Source organism: Blastocatellia bacterium (assembly GCA_035573895.1).
Classification (GTDB): domain Bacteria; phylum Acidobacteriota; class Blastocatellia; order HR10; family HR10; genus DATLZR01.
Genome location: DATLZR010000094.1, coordinates 22,249 through 39,715, shown reverse-complemented (window position 1 = coordinate 39,715; position 17,467 = coordinate 22,249). Strand labels below are relative to the sequence as shown.

The window sequence follows — 17,467 nt, the reverse complement described above, 5'->3', positions numbered from 1 at the left end:
GTGCCCTCTCGCTTGCGCACTTCCGGGCGACCCCTAATCATGTTGCACTTACGCATCACGTGTGTGGTCTATGGGCCACAGTATCACCGGGATAGCAAAAAGAGGACCGCACCCCTGTCCGGAGATAACACATGCGGCGCGGCCACCCCAATGGCATTACAGTTTTTCGTCAGCAACGAACTCGATTGTATCAACCACCCCCACGATGGTCGAATCAATAGCAGCACCCGGTTCACCCGTTGCCGCCGTTGATGCCGACCATCCCTCTTGAACGACCAGCACGGTATCCCCGATCCCGGCCTGCACCGCATCGAGCGCAACCAGGGGGTGACCATGATCCTTCCCGTCAGGCGTAATGGGTTGAACGAGCAAGATGCGCGCCCCCTGATACCGCTCGTTCTTTTGCGTCGCCACGACGTTTCCGATGACTCGCGCCAGAATCATGATGGCATCAGACTAGCCTAGGTCGGAGATCGAAGCAAGAGCCACTACCGGCTGTACGGGATATGTGGATTAACATGGTCCTCCCTCCTCGACAGGCCAATGGCATCGGCAACGAACGTAACGTCGCGCGGGAAGCACACGGGGAGCGGATGGAGACCGACGGCAACGCCAGTGCCCGCTTTATGGCATCGGGTCGTATGATGACGAAACCGACGGAAATGGCTTCCTTCTTCAACCCAAACTTTCTGTGAGTGGGTGCACGAACCCCAACAGTGCACGTTCGATCCTTTGCACGATCTGAACGGTGATTTACTCCCCCCATCCCGACTGCCTATTGTCAATCCGCTTCTGCTGGGAGGTCGGCCATGTCGCCCGGCACCAGGAGAAGGGGCTCTTTGTTCAAAGAGGACATACTCTCTCACTCTTTCGCGTTGATACCGGTACTCTCTCGGATTCGATCGCCATTCCGCATGATATTTGCTGAGACCTTGCTATACCGTTGCGCGAGGAAACTTACCATTACCTGAGCGGGGTGCGGTTCTGGAGAGGCTTCAATCGGAACGATACGAATGCGTAACGGGCACTGCGATGGGCGGGTCCCATCATCGTCCTCCGGCCCTTCGCAGCAGAAACTACCCGAACCCTTTCAGGAGAAACTGCGGGCCATCTACCCATCGGCTCGTTCACTTCGAAAGTCGGTCCTACCGCCAGAGTCATACTGATGACCGACTCGCGACCGGGATTGATCCGCGGAAGAACCGGACGATTCTCGAACGAACTTACAATGATGGCGGGGGCGTGATGGCTCCGCTCGCTCTCAACCTCCCGGTGCGCATCAATCGAGAACCTGGCGGACACATCTCACCGGCTTTCGTCACCAGGCTATCTACGATGGGACGCTCGGCCGTGTCGAGATGCACATGAGGAGCGTGAGCCTCAAACCAGTGACCATCGAACAGCCGGGATTGACCGTTTCTTCCAAGGCGGGGAAAGAACCCACAGGGGAACCCCTACCAAATATACCCAGAGGGATCGGGGCGTTTCTAAGAGCGGCCGGATTGAAGAACGTCGGCTAATGATTCGATCAGGTTCAGCTCTTCAGCGACGCTCTATGCGGCGCAGAGGACCGCACTGACTCCATCATTGAGCGACCGAGTGAGCGTGCTGAAACTCCTTCATGAAGTCGCACAGCGCGCGCACACCCTCCAGGGGCATGGCATTGTAAAGCGACGCTCGCAATCCCCCGACGGAGCGATGTCCTTTCAGCTCATAGAGTCCCCGTTGCTCGGCCTGGCGCAGAAACTCTTTTTCCAGAGCGACAGAGGGCAATCGCCAGGTCACGTTCATCATCGAGCGACTGTCGGGTCGCGCGTGGCCGCGATAAAAGCCATCGCTACGATCAATCGTGTCGTAGAGCAGACGCGCCTTTTCCCGGTTACGGGCCGCCATTTTTTCCAGGCCGCCGATTTCCTCCAATAACCAGTCGGTGACAAGCTTGGTGATATAAATGGCGAAGACCGGAGGTGTGTTGTATACCGACCGGTGGCTCGCATGAACGCGATAATCCAGCATGGATGGAAGATTGCGGGCGGCTGCTTCCAGCAGGTCATCCCGGAGGATGACGATGGTGAGCCCCGCCGGCCCCGCGTTTTTCTGCGCCCCCGCATAGAGCAGGGCATATCGCTCGATCTGAAGCGGACGCGAAAGGAAATCCGAAGAGGCGTCGCAGATGAGCGGGACATCGCCGACCTCCGGTTCGGATGCGAACTGAACGCCGTGAATCGTCTCGTTTGACGTGAAATGAACGTACGCGGCTGAGGAATCAACCGCCAGTTCCGATGGAGAGGGTACGCGGACATAGCCTTCGTCCCGACCGCTCCAGGCAATGCGCACACGTCCTTCGCGACGGGCCTCGGCAACAGCTCGCTCGCCCCAGGAGCCCGTCACGATGTAATCAGCCGATCCACGTCCCCGGAGAAAATTCATCGGCACCATGGAGAACTGGAGGCTGGCCCCTCCCTGAAGGAAGAGCACGTGATAGTGGGGCGGTATACCAAGGAGCTTACGCAGATTCGCCTCCGCGGCCTCCAGAATCTCTTCGAACCATCTCGACCGGTGACTGATCTCCAAAACGGACATGCCGACCCCTGGAAGGCTGATGAGATGCTCCCGTGCCTGCTGAAGCACGGAAAGAGGGAGCATCGCCGGTCCCGCCGAGAAATTGTAAACTCGCGGATGTGTCATCGCTTTCACTCCGATTGACCGGTCATTATAGGTGGAATCCGCCGGGGGAGAAAAGACATTCGGCAACCCCAAGCGGTCAGGACAGCCGGAAATTCACCGGGGACGAGTGCAGGCCCGTGTTTCCCAGCCTGACTCGCCGCAAAAGGGTGAACCTCCGCGCTCCCTCTCCGGGTAGTGGCCCGCTCTCCCCAGAGACGCTCCCTGGCGTTTACCTTCGAACCGGGACTAACTGCTTGTAGACATTCTCGGTGATGGGCCAGGTGGAGATCGGTCCGATTACCCCATTTCCGTGTTCCAACCCACGCGAGGAGGTCTTGTCGGGTGGATGGTGTCGGTCTGCCCCTGACGAAGAAGTCGGGCGGGAGCGGTTTGAAAACCTGTGCTTCATCACGTAGCATTAGGCTCTCTATGACGGTCGAAACACGGGAGCTGACATACGAAACGCGCGGTCGGGACGAAGTTAAAGACATCACCGCGGACGTTGCGAGGATCGTCGCTTCAAGCTCGGCAGGATCAGGTATCGTGACGATTTTCGTTCCCGGTTCGACCGCAGGCATTACGACGATCGAATACGAGCCGAACGTCGTCGCCGACCTGGTGGATGCTGTGCGTCGGCTGATACCGGAAAATCACCCTTATCGGCACAACACCATTGACGATAATGGACACAGCCACCTGCGGGCATCGCTCATCGGCCCTTCGCTCACGGTCCCCTTTCGCAAAAAGGAGCTGCTCCTCGGTACCTGGCAACAGATTGTGCTTGTGGATTTCGATACTCGTCCCCGACGCCGACGCATCATCGTGCAAATCATCGGTGAGTGACCGAAGGAGATCGGAGACGTTGGCGTTTCCCCACGTCAAGTCCCCCGGGTCAGAACGGGTGATTAAGAGAAAGACGCGCGGTAAGAGGGAAACACCGAAAACGCGATCGCACCCGGAGGGGGACATTCTCATCATCGAATGGCGTTGCTTGACTTTTCATTGGAGCACGCTAAATTAAAATCGGTGCTAAAAATCGAAGGGAGAAGGAAACGGTGAACATCGGACCTGAGGTTCTTCACACTCCCCTGTTACTCTTTGGCTGGGGAACACTGAAAGATTACTTCGTGCGCGGCGGGCCGGTCATGTGGCCGCTGCTTTTGTGCTCGCTAGCAGGCCTGGTGGTGATCATCGAACGCGCCTGGGCGCTCCATCGCATCAAGGACAATATGGCGGAGATCGTCGGTCGGGTGCGTCGAGCCCTGCATGCGCGAGATCTGGAGACGGCGACCAAAATCTGCGATGCGATGGGAGGCCCCATCTCCAACACCATAAAAGCGGGTTTGCTTCAGATCGGCAAGCCCATCGAGGAGATCGAGCGAACCATGGAAGCCGTGGCCACCCAGGAGGTCGCTCGCATGGAGCGATTTCTCTGGATCCTGGCGACGGTCGCCAACATTGCTCCGCTCTTTGGATTTCTTGGAACCGTCACCGGCATGATCAACGCCTTCGACAAGGTGGCGGAAGTGGGCCTGGGAAATCCGAAAGCTGTCGCGGGCGGAATCTCTGAAGCCCTCATCACGACCGCCGCCGGGTTGATCATCGCACTCCCCACTCAAGCCGCCTACAACTACTTCGTGACGCGCGTGGGCAAGATCTCGCTCAACATGGAGACGGCCGGAGCGATGCTCCTGGAAACGATCAAGGAGATCGAGCAGGGGCCGTCCAGTTATGCGGCGGCAGCGAACTAAGAAGTCCCGGCCCCGGATGGCGCGAGATCCGGGCGTCGGAGTGGCAACCGGAGACGAAATATCATGATTCGCGTCCGACGGCACGTCCATCGCTTGAGTGCCACCATTCCTACGGCCTCGATGGCCGACATCGCCTTCCTGCTCATCATTTTCTTCCTGGTCACGACGGTCTTCTCCACCGATCAAACGGTCGTGGACCTGCCCGCGTCGGTGAACCGGGAAGAAATCGTCCGAAACAGCGCCTTGCTGACGGTCACGGCGGAAGGAGTGATCAAAGCAACCGACGGAGAGGTCTCTCAGACGATTGAGAATGTGGATCAGCTCGATCGGTTTATTGCCGAGGTGCTCCGTCAAAATCCTGCTCGATCTTTCGTCGTCAAAGGCGACCGACGGGCCGCTTACCGCTATATTGAATTTTGCCTGGAACGGCTTCGCTTAAGCCGGGCGCGAAACGTCTACTTCCTGACCGAAGCCCGGGGTCCCCGGAGACAAGGATGAGACGATGAAAGTTCCTCGACGAAAAGTCAATGCCGAAATTCCCACGGCCTCGATGGCCGACATCGCCTTCCTGCTCATCATCTTCTTCATGCTGACGGCGGCCTTTGCTGCCATCAAGGGAATAAATTTCGGATTGCCCCCGGAAGACCCGAACCTGATCGTGAATGTACGGCCCGAAGAAGCGCTTTACATCCGGGTACTGGGTCCATCGGACTATCGTTTGAACGACCAACCGATTCGCATCGAGGATCTCGGGCCGGCCATCAAGGCCCGGATCGAACAGAACAAAAACACTCCCGTGATCATTGATACAGAACCCGAAGCTCCATTCGAAGCAATGATTGCCGCTTTCGATGAGGCCAAACTCGCAGGGGCTAGCCGAATTTCCCTTCCCACAGCGATGGATCGGCAGCGGTGGCGAATCCTTTCGGGACGATAGGATACGCCGCCCGCTCCGACGGGTGAAAACAGGAGCTTAGCTGGCGAAGCTCTTCAGCGCGGCTTCCTCGGTATCGAAACTCTCAAAGACGGTGATCAGTTTCGTAATCGTGAGCAGATCCCGGATACGGCTGGTGAGATTCAGAAGCTTCAATTCTCCCCCTTCACGTCGGGTCGTCGTATAGCATCGAACGATCTCGCCCAATCCCGCACTGTCAATGTAGGGCACATCGGCCAGATTCAGGAGGATCTTCTTCGCCCCGGACTGTAACAGCCGCTGAATTGCTTCCCGAAGCTGGACGTCGCCTTCGCCAAGTAGAATCTTCCCCTCGATATCCAGAATCACAACATCATTGACTCGTCGTTCCTTGATGGTCATATCTTACGGTTTCCTCCTCGATGCTTTCATTGCTTTTCCTACCTGCGATCCCTACGGATGAAAACAGGCCGCATTATAGGCGACCGCAAAGGCCGAAGTCAATGAAGCCAACCAGGCCATTCCTGAGGAAATCGGATATGATCATCCCGTCCCATAATGAGTCGCGCCGTGAAGATGTTTGCCCATGACACTTCGTCGCGCACAGAGATACCCCGGCGAACACCTTGGAAACGCGTCGTTCGATCCGACGTGGGAGGGTCAGCGAGTCCCGGTATGTCCCGGCAAAGACCCTGCAATCACGTTGTTCGACCCTGGACCGGATCAAGGAGTTCTTTAAGGAGGGAATGTGGGCATTTCGAAAACTCACCTGACCGACTGAAAGATCGGGTACGGAACGCGCAGGGGTCAAAGCCGTTCGAGGGAGATTCCGTTGACCGGTCTGACGGATGTTTGTGTTTGGGGATCAAAGTTATTGACTTTGGGGTGACTCCAATTACAATTCGTGGCGGAAAGGATCGGGAGCAACGGGTCGCTGTCCTATCACTCACCATGAAAGAGAGGCTTCGAGAGAACGTGAAGCGAAACGGGCGCGAGAAGGACCCGGCTGAAGGACGAGGCTCGGTGGTCATTCCTCATGCGCTGTTGCAGAAGTACCCGAACGCCAGACGGCCGTTGGGCTCGCAATGCGCACCCGCTCCCACACAGGCAACTCTCTACACCAAACGCGGTCCCGAGCCACTAAAGCTCAACCTTTTTGACGAAACGCCTTTGTCCGCCGGTAAGCTGGTGGAATTCTATCAACGCGAGCTTGGCCGGGCGAACCGGCTTCTGGGCGATTCGCCCACCGTGATCAACTCGCTCCTTGTCAAAGGGGATCTGACGGACAAAGTGCAGATGATTTACATTAATCCGCCCTACAGCATCAAATATGCCTCTAACTTCCAACTGGGCACTGACCGCGGCGACGTGAAGGACAAACCCCACGACCCAGAGCAAATCAAAGTCCAAAATCAGAAGATTCCTTCACTTGCGAACCTCGGCCGAAAAATCTGGTACGATTACTAAACACAAAGAAAAAGAATTAGGAAGGTCTGATGAACCACGATCTACCGAAACCTGGTGAGCGAATTCGCCTGGAGCCGTACCCGGAAGTTTTCGAGGTCTATAGAGCCGAACCTTCCACGGATCGGATCACCCTTGGGGTCATCTCCAGCCAGAGCCGACAGGCGCAAACCTTCGTCCTCACGCTTGAAGAACTCGCCCAACGAGTAAAGCGGTTGCCCACGCTCAAAGAAGATTTTCTACGAGCCGACTTCTTGCCGCGTGACCCCTTCTTACTCTATGCTGAGGCCCTGCGTATGCGCTTGGCCTACACCTTCGATCCCCATTATGCAGTGAGCGTGACCCAGGTGGACCTTTTGCCCCATCAGGTGGATGCTGTCTATCGGTATATCCTTCCAAGCTCCCGGATCCGCTTCTTGCTGGCAGATGACCCCGGCCTGGGTAAGACCGTTGTGGCGGGGCTGGTGCTTAAGGAGTTGAAGGCGCGAGGTCTGGCACAACGGGTCTTGATTGTCGTCCCCGCTCACCTGCAGGACCAGTGGCGCCGCGAACTGGGGGATTGGTTCCGAGAAGACTTCACGATCCTGGATCGAGGGGTGTTCTCCAATATCTATTCGGACGAGTTTTTCCAGCGTAATCCTCAATTGATAACCTCGATGGACTTCGCTAAGAAGAGCGAGATTATGGACGTGCTCACTCGGCGCCAATGGGATCTATTAATCGTTGATGAAGCGCACAAACTCTCGGCGACCCGCTACGGTCGTAAAATCGCCAAGAGTCAACGCTACCTGTTAGGCGAAGCCCTTGCCCCACGGACGACAAACGTTCTCTTTTTGACAGCTACTCCTCATAAAGGCGATGATTCAGCTTACTTTTTGCTGTTAGAACTCTTAGAACCCCGGCTTTTCTTTAATGAAACCCAACTCAAGGAAGCAGCCCGAGAGGGGAATGGGTTGCCCTTTGTGCTGCGCCGGTCCAAGGAGCAGGTGACTTACCTGGACGGGAGCAAAATCTTCAAGAAACGTGAGGTCTGCACACTGAGTATCACCCTGACAGCAGCCGAGCGAGAACTTTACGAAAGTGTCACGGCTTACGTGCGGCGCTGGTATAGGACCGTATCGGGTAAAACGGACCGCCGAAGTCGCAATGTTGCCCTGGCCTTAACGGTCTTGCAACGCAGGCTTTCATCAAGCCTTGCAGCCATCCGAGAGTCGCTACACCGTCGGCGCACCAAATTGCAGAACCTCTTGAGGGAGTGGGAGAGGCGATTGGCTGAAGAAATAGCCCTGCCGGCGTTAGACGAGGAAAACTTGGCTGAGCTGGCCGATCTGACAGATGCCGAATGGGAGAGCCTTCAGGAACGCCTCGAGGGCGTGACCGCCGCTGAGACACCGGAGGAACTCCGGGAAGAAATCGGGGAACTGGATGATCTCATTCAATTGGCCATCCAGGCGGAGAAGGCTGGCGAAGAGGCGAAGGTCCAGGAACTCCGCCGCGTGGTCGAGGAGCACTTGCGCCATAATCCGGAAGAAAAGCTCCTCGTCTTCACTGAGTTCAAAGACACCTTAAATGGCCTCAAGCGCAAATTCGAGCAGGAGTGGGGATTCCCTGTGGCCGTGATCCACGGGGATATGAACTTGCAAGCCCGCGTGGAGCAGGAGCGGTTCTTCCGCGATCGGGTCCAGGTCATGGTGGCCACAGATGCCGCCGGCGAGGGTATCAACCTCCAGTTCTGTCGCCTTATGGTCAACTTTGACTTGCCCTGGAACCCCAACCGACTGGAACAACGGATGGGACGGATCCACCGCTACGGACAGACCCGTGAGTGCTTTGTCTTTAACCTGCTCTACCCGGAGACCCGTGAGGGGACGGTCTTACAACGCCTACTGCAGAAGCTGGAGCTGATGCGCCAGCGCCTGGGTGATACCGTATACGACGTCATCGGAATGCTCCTGGAGGGTGTGCGACTGGAAGAGATGATTATGCGAGCCATCGTGGAGGAGAGGACTGGTGAAATTGAGCGGGTAACTGACATAGATGTGGAAAAGCGGTTAGAAGAGTTCCGCCGGGCCTTGGAGGAAAATGCCCTGGCGGGACATCACATTGACCGATCGGCTGTGCTCCGGGACGACCAGGACTCCCGACTGAGGCGCCTGGTGCCTTGGGACGTTCAGCGGTTCACTCAGTTAGCGGTGAGCATCGTCGGTGGGCGCCTGGACCCCGATCGGAAGAAAGACGGTATCTTTCACATAAGCGTCCCTCGCGAATTTGTGCGCCAGCATCACCTGCAAGGGGAAAGCTACGCGCGAGGTCTGAGGGTTGCCTTTGAACGCTCTAAGGCACGAGAGGGCAACGCAGAGTTCTTCGCACCAGGACATCCACTCTTCGAAGCCCTCTGCGAGCATTTTCTGAACAAATCGTCCCTCCCCGTGAAGGGGGTGCTCACCGATGAAAAGGGACGTGATGGTCAACTCTGGCTCTTTCGAGGGCGGGTCCAGGACGGCCATGGGAAACCTGTCATTGAAAGACTATTGGCCCTCTTCTATGACCGACATTCCAAAGAAGTCCGTGAGGTGGACCCCCGAATGCTATGGGAGCTACGGGCTGTCCCTGACGGCTGGTCGCCTCCCCCAGAAACCGTGGATAACCTGGAGGCCGTCCAGAGGATCGTCCAGCAGTACGTGACCCAGCAGATAGGGGAACTGCAGGACGAAGCCCAGGCCCGCCGCGACCGTGAGTGCCAAATCAAAAGGAGGTGGTTGGAGCATTCCTTTGATCAATTGATTTCCGAATCCAACGCGAAACTCTTTGAATACCACCGACGAGCCGAGGCGGGCGAGGATATGCGTATCGCCATTCACCAAGAGGAAGAGAACCTCAAAGCGCTGGTCCGTGAAAGAGGAGAACGCTTGAAGGCCCTGGAGAAAGAGCGAACCCTTATGCTCTTAGAACCGGAACTGGTTGCCGTTGCTCTCATCGTGCCCAAACAAATCGTGGAACTTCCCGGACCGCCTCCGGAACCTGAAGACCTCAAGCGGCAGGTGGAGCAGGCCGGCATGGCCGAAGCAATGCGTTACGAACGGGAGCATGGACGGGAACCCCAAGATGTTTCCGAGAAGTTTTTGGGATATGATATTTTGTCTGTCGGAACTGAAGAAATCCGCTACATAGAGGTCAAAGCCTTTAGCGAAACAGGACCTGTAGAATTGACAGCCCACGAGTGGCAGATGGCGCAGCGCCTTGGCAATTCATACTGGCTCTACGTCGTGGAAAACGCTCTGACCGAACCCAAATTACACGCCGTTCAGAACCCAACTCGCCTGAGTGCTCAACCCGTCGTAAATGTCATTAAGGTTGTCATTGAACAATGGAAGGGGACGGAGTAGCCGATGTCCAGCAGATGGGATTGGCTAAGGGAGCAACCCGAAGGTCAATTTTTAGAGCGCAAGAGTTGCTATGACCGCTCTACTGGACAGCTCAAACCCCGCTCATTCAAAGATTCTTTGCGAGATGTCGCCGAGACTCTGGTTGCCATGGCCAATGCTGATGGCGGCACGGTCGTCCTCGGCTTGGAGGACGATGGAACCGACGCAGGAGTCCCTTCGCGGTACGATCTTTCCACGGCATCGCAGCAAGTGAGGGGCTTGATCCAACCACGCCTATCGTTCTGCCCAAGAGAAATTACCTTAGAGGGTCAACGGGTCTGGGTCTTTGAGACCGATTGGAGCGCTCAGGTGCACCAACTGACCGACGGCCGCTACCTGCTCCGGATAGGGGCGCAGAATCTGCCGTTCTCAGCAAAGGACATAGATGCAATGAAAGCTTCTCGCTTACAGCGAGCAAGAGAAATCCAATTTGTTGCGAATGCCACTCTTAACGATCTAGACCTTCCCTTAGTGGAGGAGCTGGCACAGCGAGGGAAGGTGAACCTGTCACCTGAGGATACCCTTGTTCACTACCGGCTGGCTGAAAGGGTTAATGGGCAACTTCGCTTGACATTGGCTGCTTTGCTCCTGTTCGGGAAAGACCCTTCTCGCTGGCACCCTCGCTGTGGGATCGAATTTATTCGCTGGCGAGGCACCGAAAGACGAACGGGCGCCGAGTTGAACATTGAGAAGCGCTTTCGGATAGAGGGAATGCCGCTCGTTCGCCTCATTGAAAATGCTCACGCACAAATCCGTCAGCACATACCCGAGCGTCAACATCTCGTGGACCTATTCTTTGAGGAAAGGTTAGCCTATCCCGAATTCGCATGGCAGGAAGCCATCGTCAACGCCGTTGCCCACCGCGATTACGGCATCGAGGGCGCACAAATTGAAGTCCATCTCTTTGACGACCGAATGGAAATTTCGAGCCCGGGAGAGTTAGTTGAACCCGTCACACTGGAACAGCTACTCAAACGGAATCGGGTTCATGCCTCCCGCAACCCGCGCGTCGTCAGAGTGCTAACGGAGTTCGGCTACATGCGAGAATTGGGCGAGGGGATTCCCCGCATGTTTGAAGTAATGCAACAGGAATGGCTGCAGCCGCCCGAGTTCCGATTGGAGGGCGGCCGATTCGTCGTCATCCTGCAAAGCACACCGATTTTCAGCCCCCAGACCGTAGGATGGCTAAAACGATTTGAAGGTCAAGCCCTGAGTCGTAATCAACTTCGGCTTCTGGCTTATGCCCATGAGCACGGCGGCCGATTTACCAGCAGGGCCTATCAAAAACTCGTGGGCGTAGACATCTACACCGCTGCCCGCGACATCAAGGAACTCATGCGTAAAGGCATTGTTCGCCTCACCAGGCCGAAAGGTCGTATCTATGCAGTGGTGGAGGAGCCGTCCAAAACGCCTGTGGAAAAGCCTCCGGAGTTAGTGGCGCTGGAACCGATCTTGCACAAGAAAGGGTTTGTCAAAAACGAGGACATTCGCCAGGCTCTTGGAGTATCGCTCATTAAGGCTCGAAAAATCGCCCAACGACTTGTTGCACTAGGGTGGTTGAAGCCCCACGGAGAAAAACGCGGCAGGCGGTATTCTTTACGAAAGAGAGTTATTGACCCGTCTGAGAAAATTATTGACCTTCCTCATTCAATTCGAGTCAATAATTGAGAGGTCAATAACTCGGGCTTGAACCACAACCAACGGGGTTAGGCTGGGCGCAATCATCAGCAAAAGGAGGATAAAAGTCATGGAACAGCGATTTTTGATTGAGTCGGCTTTGCCAATTCAGTACCTCTCCAAAGAGGCGAGACGCGAGAAAGCTATCAGGCATGGGCATATCTCCACGCTCCATGTCTGGTGGGCACGCCGACCTCTGGTAGTCGCCCGCGCTGCCGTGCTGGGAGCCCTTCTCCCTGAAAGCGATGACGTTACGCAAGAGTTCATTACGAACCTCTGCAAGTGGGGGGTGCATGACGGCGATTCGGCGGGGCGTTACCTCCTCGAACAGGCGCGAGCCCTCGTCCGCAAGCGCTTTCCGGATTCCCGGCCGAAGGTGCTGGATTCCTTTGCCGGCGGCGGCTCCATTCCCCTGGAGGCCCTGAGGCTCGGCTGTGAAGCCTATGCCGGGGAATATAACCCTGTCGCCTACCTCATCCTGAAGGCGACGATCGAATACCCTCAGCGCTATGGACACAAGCTTGTGGAAGCAGTGAAGCGCTGGGGTGAATGGGTGCTGGAGCAGGCGCGGAAGGAACTGGCGGAGTTTTATCCGAAGGTCAACAGTGAGACGCCAATCGCCTACATCTGGTCCCGCACCATTCGCTGTCCCAATCCCTCGTGCGGCGCGGAAATCCAGCTCTTCCGTCAATTCTGGCTGGCCCGCAAAGCCAACAAGCGGGTGGCGCTAAAGCCCCTCGTAGACCGCCAGGCAAAGCGGGTGGAGTTCACCGTGGTACAGGACCGTAAGCTCGACTTTGACCCATCAGAGGGCACGGTGCGGCGTGCTAATGCCGTCTGTCTCCTCTGCGGCAGCGCAGCGAAGGACAAATACGTGAAGGCGGAAGCGCAAGCCGGACGGATGGGTCATCGCCTGGTGGCAGTGGTGACAACACGGGGCAGAGGGCAAGGGCGAAACTATCGCCTGGCAACTGATGTGGACCTGGCAGCTTTCCAGAAAGCGGAAGAAGCGTTGCAAAAACTCCTCCAGACACCCTCCCCCTGGGCATTCGGTCTATCCTGGGTACCAGAGGAGCCGATGGATCAGCACAATCCGAATATCGTAAGTGGCCGTGGCTATGGATTTCAAAAATGGTACGAACTTTTCAATCCCCGCCAGCTTTTGGCGCTGTGCACCTTCGGCAAGTGGGTGCGGGCGGCACATCAGGAAATCTTGCGTGAGACCGGCGACGCTGAGTTCGCGAAGGCGGTGGGGACATATCTGGGGCTTGCGATGGGAAATGTGGAGAACTACAACGGCCTCCTGTCAGGATGGGATAACCGAGCCGAGACGATGTGGAACACCTTCTCTGGACACAACTTGCATATGCAGTGGTCATACGCGGAAGCGAATACTGTCGCCGGCGCTTCTGGAAGTTGGCAGGCATCTTTAGAGCGGATTATGACGGTTTGTCAACGCGAAAGCCACACCCCTGAAATTGGCAGTGCCCATCTGGGATCGGCAACTTCCCTTACCTTTGCCGCCGATACCTTTGACGCCGTCGTTATTGACCCGCCCTATGCGGACAATGTGCCCTATGCGGATCTTTCCGACTTCTTCTATGTCTGGCTGCGGCGCGCGGTGGGCGATCTTTACCCTGAGGCTTTCCAGACGGAACTTACGCCAAAGGACGAGGAAGCGGTCGTTAACCCCGCCCGCTTCGGCGGCGGCAAAAGAGGCGAGCAGATCGCCGAAGCCCATTACCGGAGGCTCATGCAGCAGTCTTTCAAGTAGATCTACCGCGTCCTCAAGCCCGAAGGGATCTGCGTGGTCATGTTCACCCATCGCTCCACAGCCGCCTGGGAACGCCTCATCCAGAGCCTTCTGGATGCGGGGCTTTATCCCACAGCCTCCTGGCCCGTGCACACGGAGATGGAAGCCTCCACCCATCAACGGGGCAAAGGCGCGGTGCAAAGCACCATCCTGATGACCTGTCGCCGAAGGTCCCCAGAGGCACCCACCGGCTGGTATCACGAGGTGCGAGGCGAGCTGAGAGAAGTCGTGCGCGAGCGCCTTATGCAGTTCTGGGATGCGGGGATTCGCGGTGCGGACTTTTTCATCTCCGCCATCGGTCCGGCCGTGGGCGTCTTCGGGCGTTACCGCAAGGTGCTCAGACCCGACGGCCGCGAGGTCGGCGTGGAAGAGCTCCTCGATGAAGTGCGCACGCTGGTAGCCAACTATGCTCTGGAACGCCTGGGTCAAGGGCTGGGGCTGGTTGATGCTCCCACGCGCCTTTATGTGCTCTATCGCTGGGCTTACGGTGACCAGACGCTTTCCTTTGATGAGGCGAACAAATTGGCGAAATCGCTCGGAGCCGAACTGGATCGGCTGAGCACCGAGCAACGCTTGGTATCCCGCAAGGGAGACCAGGTGACACTCCCCACGTTCTGGGAAAGGCTACGGGATGAAAACTCGTTACGCCCGCTAAGGAAGGCGCTCGAAGACGGGCAAGTTCATACCCTTCCCCTGATTGATGTGCTGCATCTTGCGCTGTTTTTCTGGAAGCGCGGCGAAACGGAGGGCTTGACGAGTTTTCTGGCCCTCGGGGGCTTTCACGATGAAGACCACGCTTTCTGGCGAGCTGCTCAGGCGCTCTACGAAAGCGAGCGCGAATGGGAGAAAAGCGGGTTGTCGGATGAAGTTACTGCGCTTGGGCAACTGCTTCCGGCGCGGACCACTTTGACCAAGCAGGCGATGCGGGCCATTGAAGAGCGCCGGCAGTTGAGTTTACCGATATAGGAGGGTGCCGAGATGGCAAGCAAAAACATAAAGCGAGTATGGGAGATTTGTGAACCTCATGGAGATGTGTTCGCGAAAGACCTTGACCCATCGCTTTTTGCGGTCAGCCTGCACCATGTGGAGCAAGGGACTGCCGATAGGGATTATACCGACCCGGAGCGATTTTTCGTCAAAACCTTCATGACCCGAAGCCTGGCGAATTTGATGGAGCGCGTCTTGGGGCGATTGTGCGCTGCAGGCGGCGTTGGCGCTCCCATATTGAGGCTAGAAACGCCCTTTGGCGGAGGCAAGACGCACACGATGGCGGCGCTTTACCATCTCTGCAAGCATCCTGACGCCTCCGGAGAGGCCGAGGCGGTGCGCCCGATCTTAGAACGTCTCAACCTGCGGACGATTCCGCCGGGCATCCGCGTAGCGGTCTTAGATTGTCGGGAACTGGATGCCAGAAATGGCCGCGAGGTGGAGGGGCGCAAAATCCTCACGCTTTGGGGCGAACTGGCGTTTCGGCTCGGGGGCAAGGCGTTCTATGAGCGCATGCGCGACTCCGATGAAGCGCGCACAGCGCCGGGGGCAGGGAAACTCTCCGCGCTGCTTAACGAATCCCAGCCGGCGCTCATTCTTATGGACGAACTCCTGGACTACCTGGTGAAAGCAAAGGCGGTGAAGGTTGGCGACAGTAACTTGATGGAGCAGACCGGCGTCTTTCTGCAGGAGCTGACGGCGGCGGTGAGCGCCTCTCCTCAAGCCGTGCTGGTGGTTTCTTTGCCGGCGTCATCTCTGGAGATTCCCGAAGAGAATCAAGAGGCGGCCGAGCGTCTCTTCCAGTATGCGAAGAAGGTCTTGGGGCGGGTCGAGCTGGTCGAAACTCCCGTCGCTCAAGATGAAATCTTTGGAGTCCTGCAACGGCGGCTCTTCAAATGGTTGGGCGAAGAACGCGAGATCAAGCGCGTCGTCAACGCTATGGCAGATTACTACAACGAATATGCCCGCTTCTTTCCCGACCGTGTGCGCACATCCGATTACAGGGGGCGGATGCTTAAGGCTTATCCCTTCCATCCTGAATTGATCGGTTTGCTTTACGAACGCTGGGGTCCGCATCCGCAGTTTCAGCGGACCCGAGGCGCTTTGCGATTGCTGGCGATGGTGATTAGAAGGCTCTGGAATCAACGGCCTGGCTCGGCGTTTCTCATACAGCCGCATCATACAGACCTTGCGGACCGGCACATACGGGCGGAGGTTGTCAAACTCCTGGATAGCGGCTTTGATGCAGTTGTGACCGGAGATGTGCTTCAGCGGGCGGATGAGATTGATAGAGACCTGGGTCAGGAGTATCGGCGGGAAAAACTGGCTCAAGGGGCGGCTTCCTGTGCTTTTCTTTTCAGCATCTCCGCAGCAACTCGGGATATGGGGGCGACCGAGGAGGAAATCCGAACAGCTTTATTACGTCCGGACATCAATCCGGCGCAGATCTCAGAGGTGTTGAGCCACCTGCGCGAACGCCTCTGGTATCTGGTCTATCGCGACAAACGCTATCGCTTCCAGGCGAAGCCCAACCTCAACAAGATTATTCTTGATTATGAGTCCGATATCACCGAAGAGCAGGTGCAAGAAGGACTCAAGAACGAGTTAGAGAAGATCGCCGGGAAAGGGAAGACACCCTTGACCGTCATCGTCGCCCCTCTCGATCATCGTGGCGTGCCGGACCGCGCAGAGCCAACGCTTGTCGTTTTGCCCCTGGAGCTGCATGAGCGATCCCGGGCGGAAGCCTGGATGAAAGAGGTGACCCAACAGGCGGGTGAAGCCTACCGCAGTCACAAGAACATGCTGGTCTTTCTCGTGCCCGAGGCGGGCAATCTCTCACAACTTAGGGCCAGAATGCGTCGTGTGCTGGCATTGGAAGCCATCCGAAATTCCGGGTCTTTCAGGCAGATGGACGAGGAAGACCGCCAGCAGATGGATGCCCAATGCAAGGACGCTTCGACCGGGCTTCAGGGGCTTTTGCTGACTGCATACAGTCGCATCTATCGCCCCAGCCCCGAAGGCATCTCCGAATTGCCTGCCGGACCTATCCCTGAAGGGGTTAAGGCGAAGACCCTGGCAGAAGCCGTATATGCCCGTTTGGAAAAGGAGGGACTCCTCCTGAAGGAAGTGAGTCCGGAGTATTTGTCGGAAAAAATACTTGCGAAGGACAGGGAAATTTCATTGGACCAGGTGGCAAGTGCCTTTGTAGGCACACCGGGGGCTCCCTTGCTCACCGAGCCGAAGCAAGCCATCTCCCGTGCCGTTGAGGAAGGCGTCAAACAGGCGAGGTTCGGGGTAAAAGTGGGTGGGCGGGTTTACTTCGGTGAATTGGTCCCTGCGGGGGTGCTTCTAGAGGACCGTGTCACGATCGTATCGAAGGAACATATAGGACTGGAGAAGGTCGAACCTGCGGGTGAGGGACAGCGACCAGTAGTATCAGGCCTTCGTCTACAGACAAGTACCAGCCATTTTTACCCCGTCCAAAAGGTCGTTGATCTGCTGAGGAACGCAAGCGCACAGGTTAACGTCGAGCTACGCGAGCCTACCGGAGAGCTGGCGAAAAAGAAAGCGGAGATTGAGAAGCTACTTCGAGACTACGGCATTTCCTTTGAGTGGGAGGAAGAAAAACTGAGCTGAGATGGTTACTCGTCCTTGCAGATCCAGCGGGCCTTCTTCCCCGGCGACTCGAATGCATGGGAAAACTTCAGAATGCCTTTCGTGCTACAATTGAACCTGAAGCATTTGAGCGCACGCACGGCACTGTCTCGTT

At 56.8% G+C, this 17,467-nt stretch carries 14 protein-coding genes; 11 read left to right on the top strand and 3 right to left on the bottom strand.

The window, feature by feature from the left end; all coding sequences use genetic code 11:
• Positions 1-156: 156 nt before the first annotated feature.
• Positions 157-444 (bottom strand): EutN/CcmL family microcompartment protein, encoded by a 288-nt coding sequence (locus VNM72_09325; GenBank protein HXF05604.1) that lies wholly within the window; start codon positions 442-444, stop codon positions 157-159.
• A 62-nt stretch (positions 445-506) separates the two neighbouring features.
• Between VNM72_09325 and VNM72_09320 the strand changes: the two genes are divergently transcribed.
• Positions 507-695: a hypothetical protein gene (locus VNM72_09320; GenBank protein HXF05603.1), complete on the top strand. Its 189-nt coding sequence runs from the start codon at positions 507-509 to the stop codon at positions 693-695.
• A gap of 889 nt (positions 696-1,584) precedes the next feature.
• On the opposite strand, the gene serC is transcribed toward VNM72_09320, so the two are convergent.
• Positions 1,585-2,688 (bottom strand): 3-phosphoserine/phosphohydroxythreonine transaminase, encoded by a 1,104-nt coding sequence (gene serC, locus VNM72_09315; protein HXF05602.1) that lies wholly within the window; start codon positions 2,686-2,688, stop codon positions 1,585-1,587.
• Positions 2,689-3,096: 408 nt separating this feature from the next.
• Between serC and VNM72_09310 the strand changes: the two genes are divergently transcribed.
• The 4 genes from VNM72_09310 to VNM72_09295 all read left to right on the top strand — a co-directional run bounded on the left by VNM72_09310 (position 3,097) and on the right by VNM72_09295 (position 5,355).
• Positions 3,097-3,510 (top strand): secondary thiamine-phosphate synthase enzyme YjbQ, encoded by a 414-nt coding sequence (locus VNM72_09310; protein HXF05601.1) that lies wholly within the window; start codon positions 3,097-3,099, stop codon positions 3,508-3,510.
• 212 nt (positions 3,511-3,722) lie between these two features.
• Positions 3,723-4,418, top strand: coding sequence for a MotA/TolQ/ExbB proton channel family protein (locus VNM72_09305; GenBank protein ID HXF05600.1), 696 nt, complete (start codon positions 3,723-3,725; stop codon positions 4,416-4,418).
• Positions 4,419-4,481: 63 nt separating this feature from the next.
• Positions 4,482-4,916 carry a biopolymer transporter ExbD gene (locus VNM72_09300; GenBank protein HXF05599.1) on the top strand — a complete coding sequence of 145 codons (435 nt, stop codon included), beginning with the start codon at positions 4,482-4,484 and terminating at the stop codon, positions 4,914-4,916.
• 4 nt (positions 4,917-4,920) lie between these two features.
• Positions 4,921-5,355, top strand: coding sequence for a biopolymer transporter ExbD (locus VNM72_09295; protein ID HXF05598.1), 435 nt, complete (start codon positions 4,921-4,923; stop codon positions 5,353-5,355).
• A 36-nt stretch (positions 5,356-5,391) separates the two neighbouring features.
• Here VNM72_09295 and VNM72_09290 read toward each other — a convergent pair whose 3' ends face one another.
• Positions 5,392-5,733 (bottom strand): STAS domain-containing protein, encoded by a 342-nt coding sequence (locus VNM72_09290; protein ID HXF05597.1) that lies wholly within the window; start codon positions 5,731-5,733, stop codon positions 5,392-5,394.
• 573 nt (positions 5,734-6,306) lie between these two features.
• Between VNM72_09290 and VNM72_09285 the strand changes: the two genes are divergently transcribed.
• From VNM72_09285 to VNM72_09260, 6 genes are all read left to right on the top strand, one after another.
• Entirely contained in the window at positions 6,307-6,798 is a 492-nt protein-coding gene (locus VNM72_09285) for a hypothetical protein (GenBank protein HXF05596.1), read from the top strand.
• 29 nt (positions 6,799-6,827) lie between these two features.
• Positions 6,828-10,181, top strand: coding sequence for a helicase-related protein (locus VNM72_09280; protein HXF05595.1), 3,354 nt, complete (start codon positions 6,828-6,830; stop codon positions 10,179-10,181).
• 3 nt (positions 10,182-10,184) lie between these two features.
• Entirely contained in the window at positions 10,185-11,888 is a 1,704-nt protein-coding gene (locus tag VNM72_09275) for an ATP-binding protein (GenBank protein HXF05594.1), read from the top strand.
• 79 nt (positions 11,889-11,967) lie between these two features.
• Complete coding sequence (locus tag VNM72_09270; protein HXF05593.1) at positions 11,968-13,671, top strand: DUF1156 domain-containing protein; 1,704 nt, start codon at positions 11,968-11,970, stop codon at positions 13,669-13,671.
• Positions 13,672-13,710: 39 nt separating this feature from the next.
• Positions 13,711-14,676, top strand: a complete 966-nt coding sequence (locus tag VNM72_09265; GenBank protein ID HXF05592.1) for a hypothetical protein — start codon at positions 13,711-13,713, stop codon at positions 14,674-14,676.
• A gap of 12 nt (positions 14,677-14,688) precedes the next feature.
• A complete protein-coding gene (locus VNM72_09260; protein ID HXF05591.1) occupies positions 14,689-17,334 on the top strand; it encodes a DUF499 domain-containing protein in 2,646 nt (881 codons plus the stop codon).
• Positions 17,335-17,467: the final 133 nt, after the last annotated feature.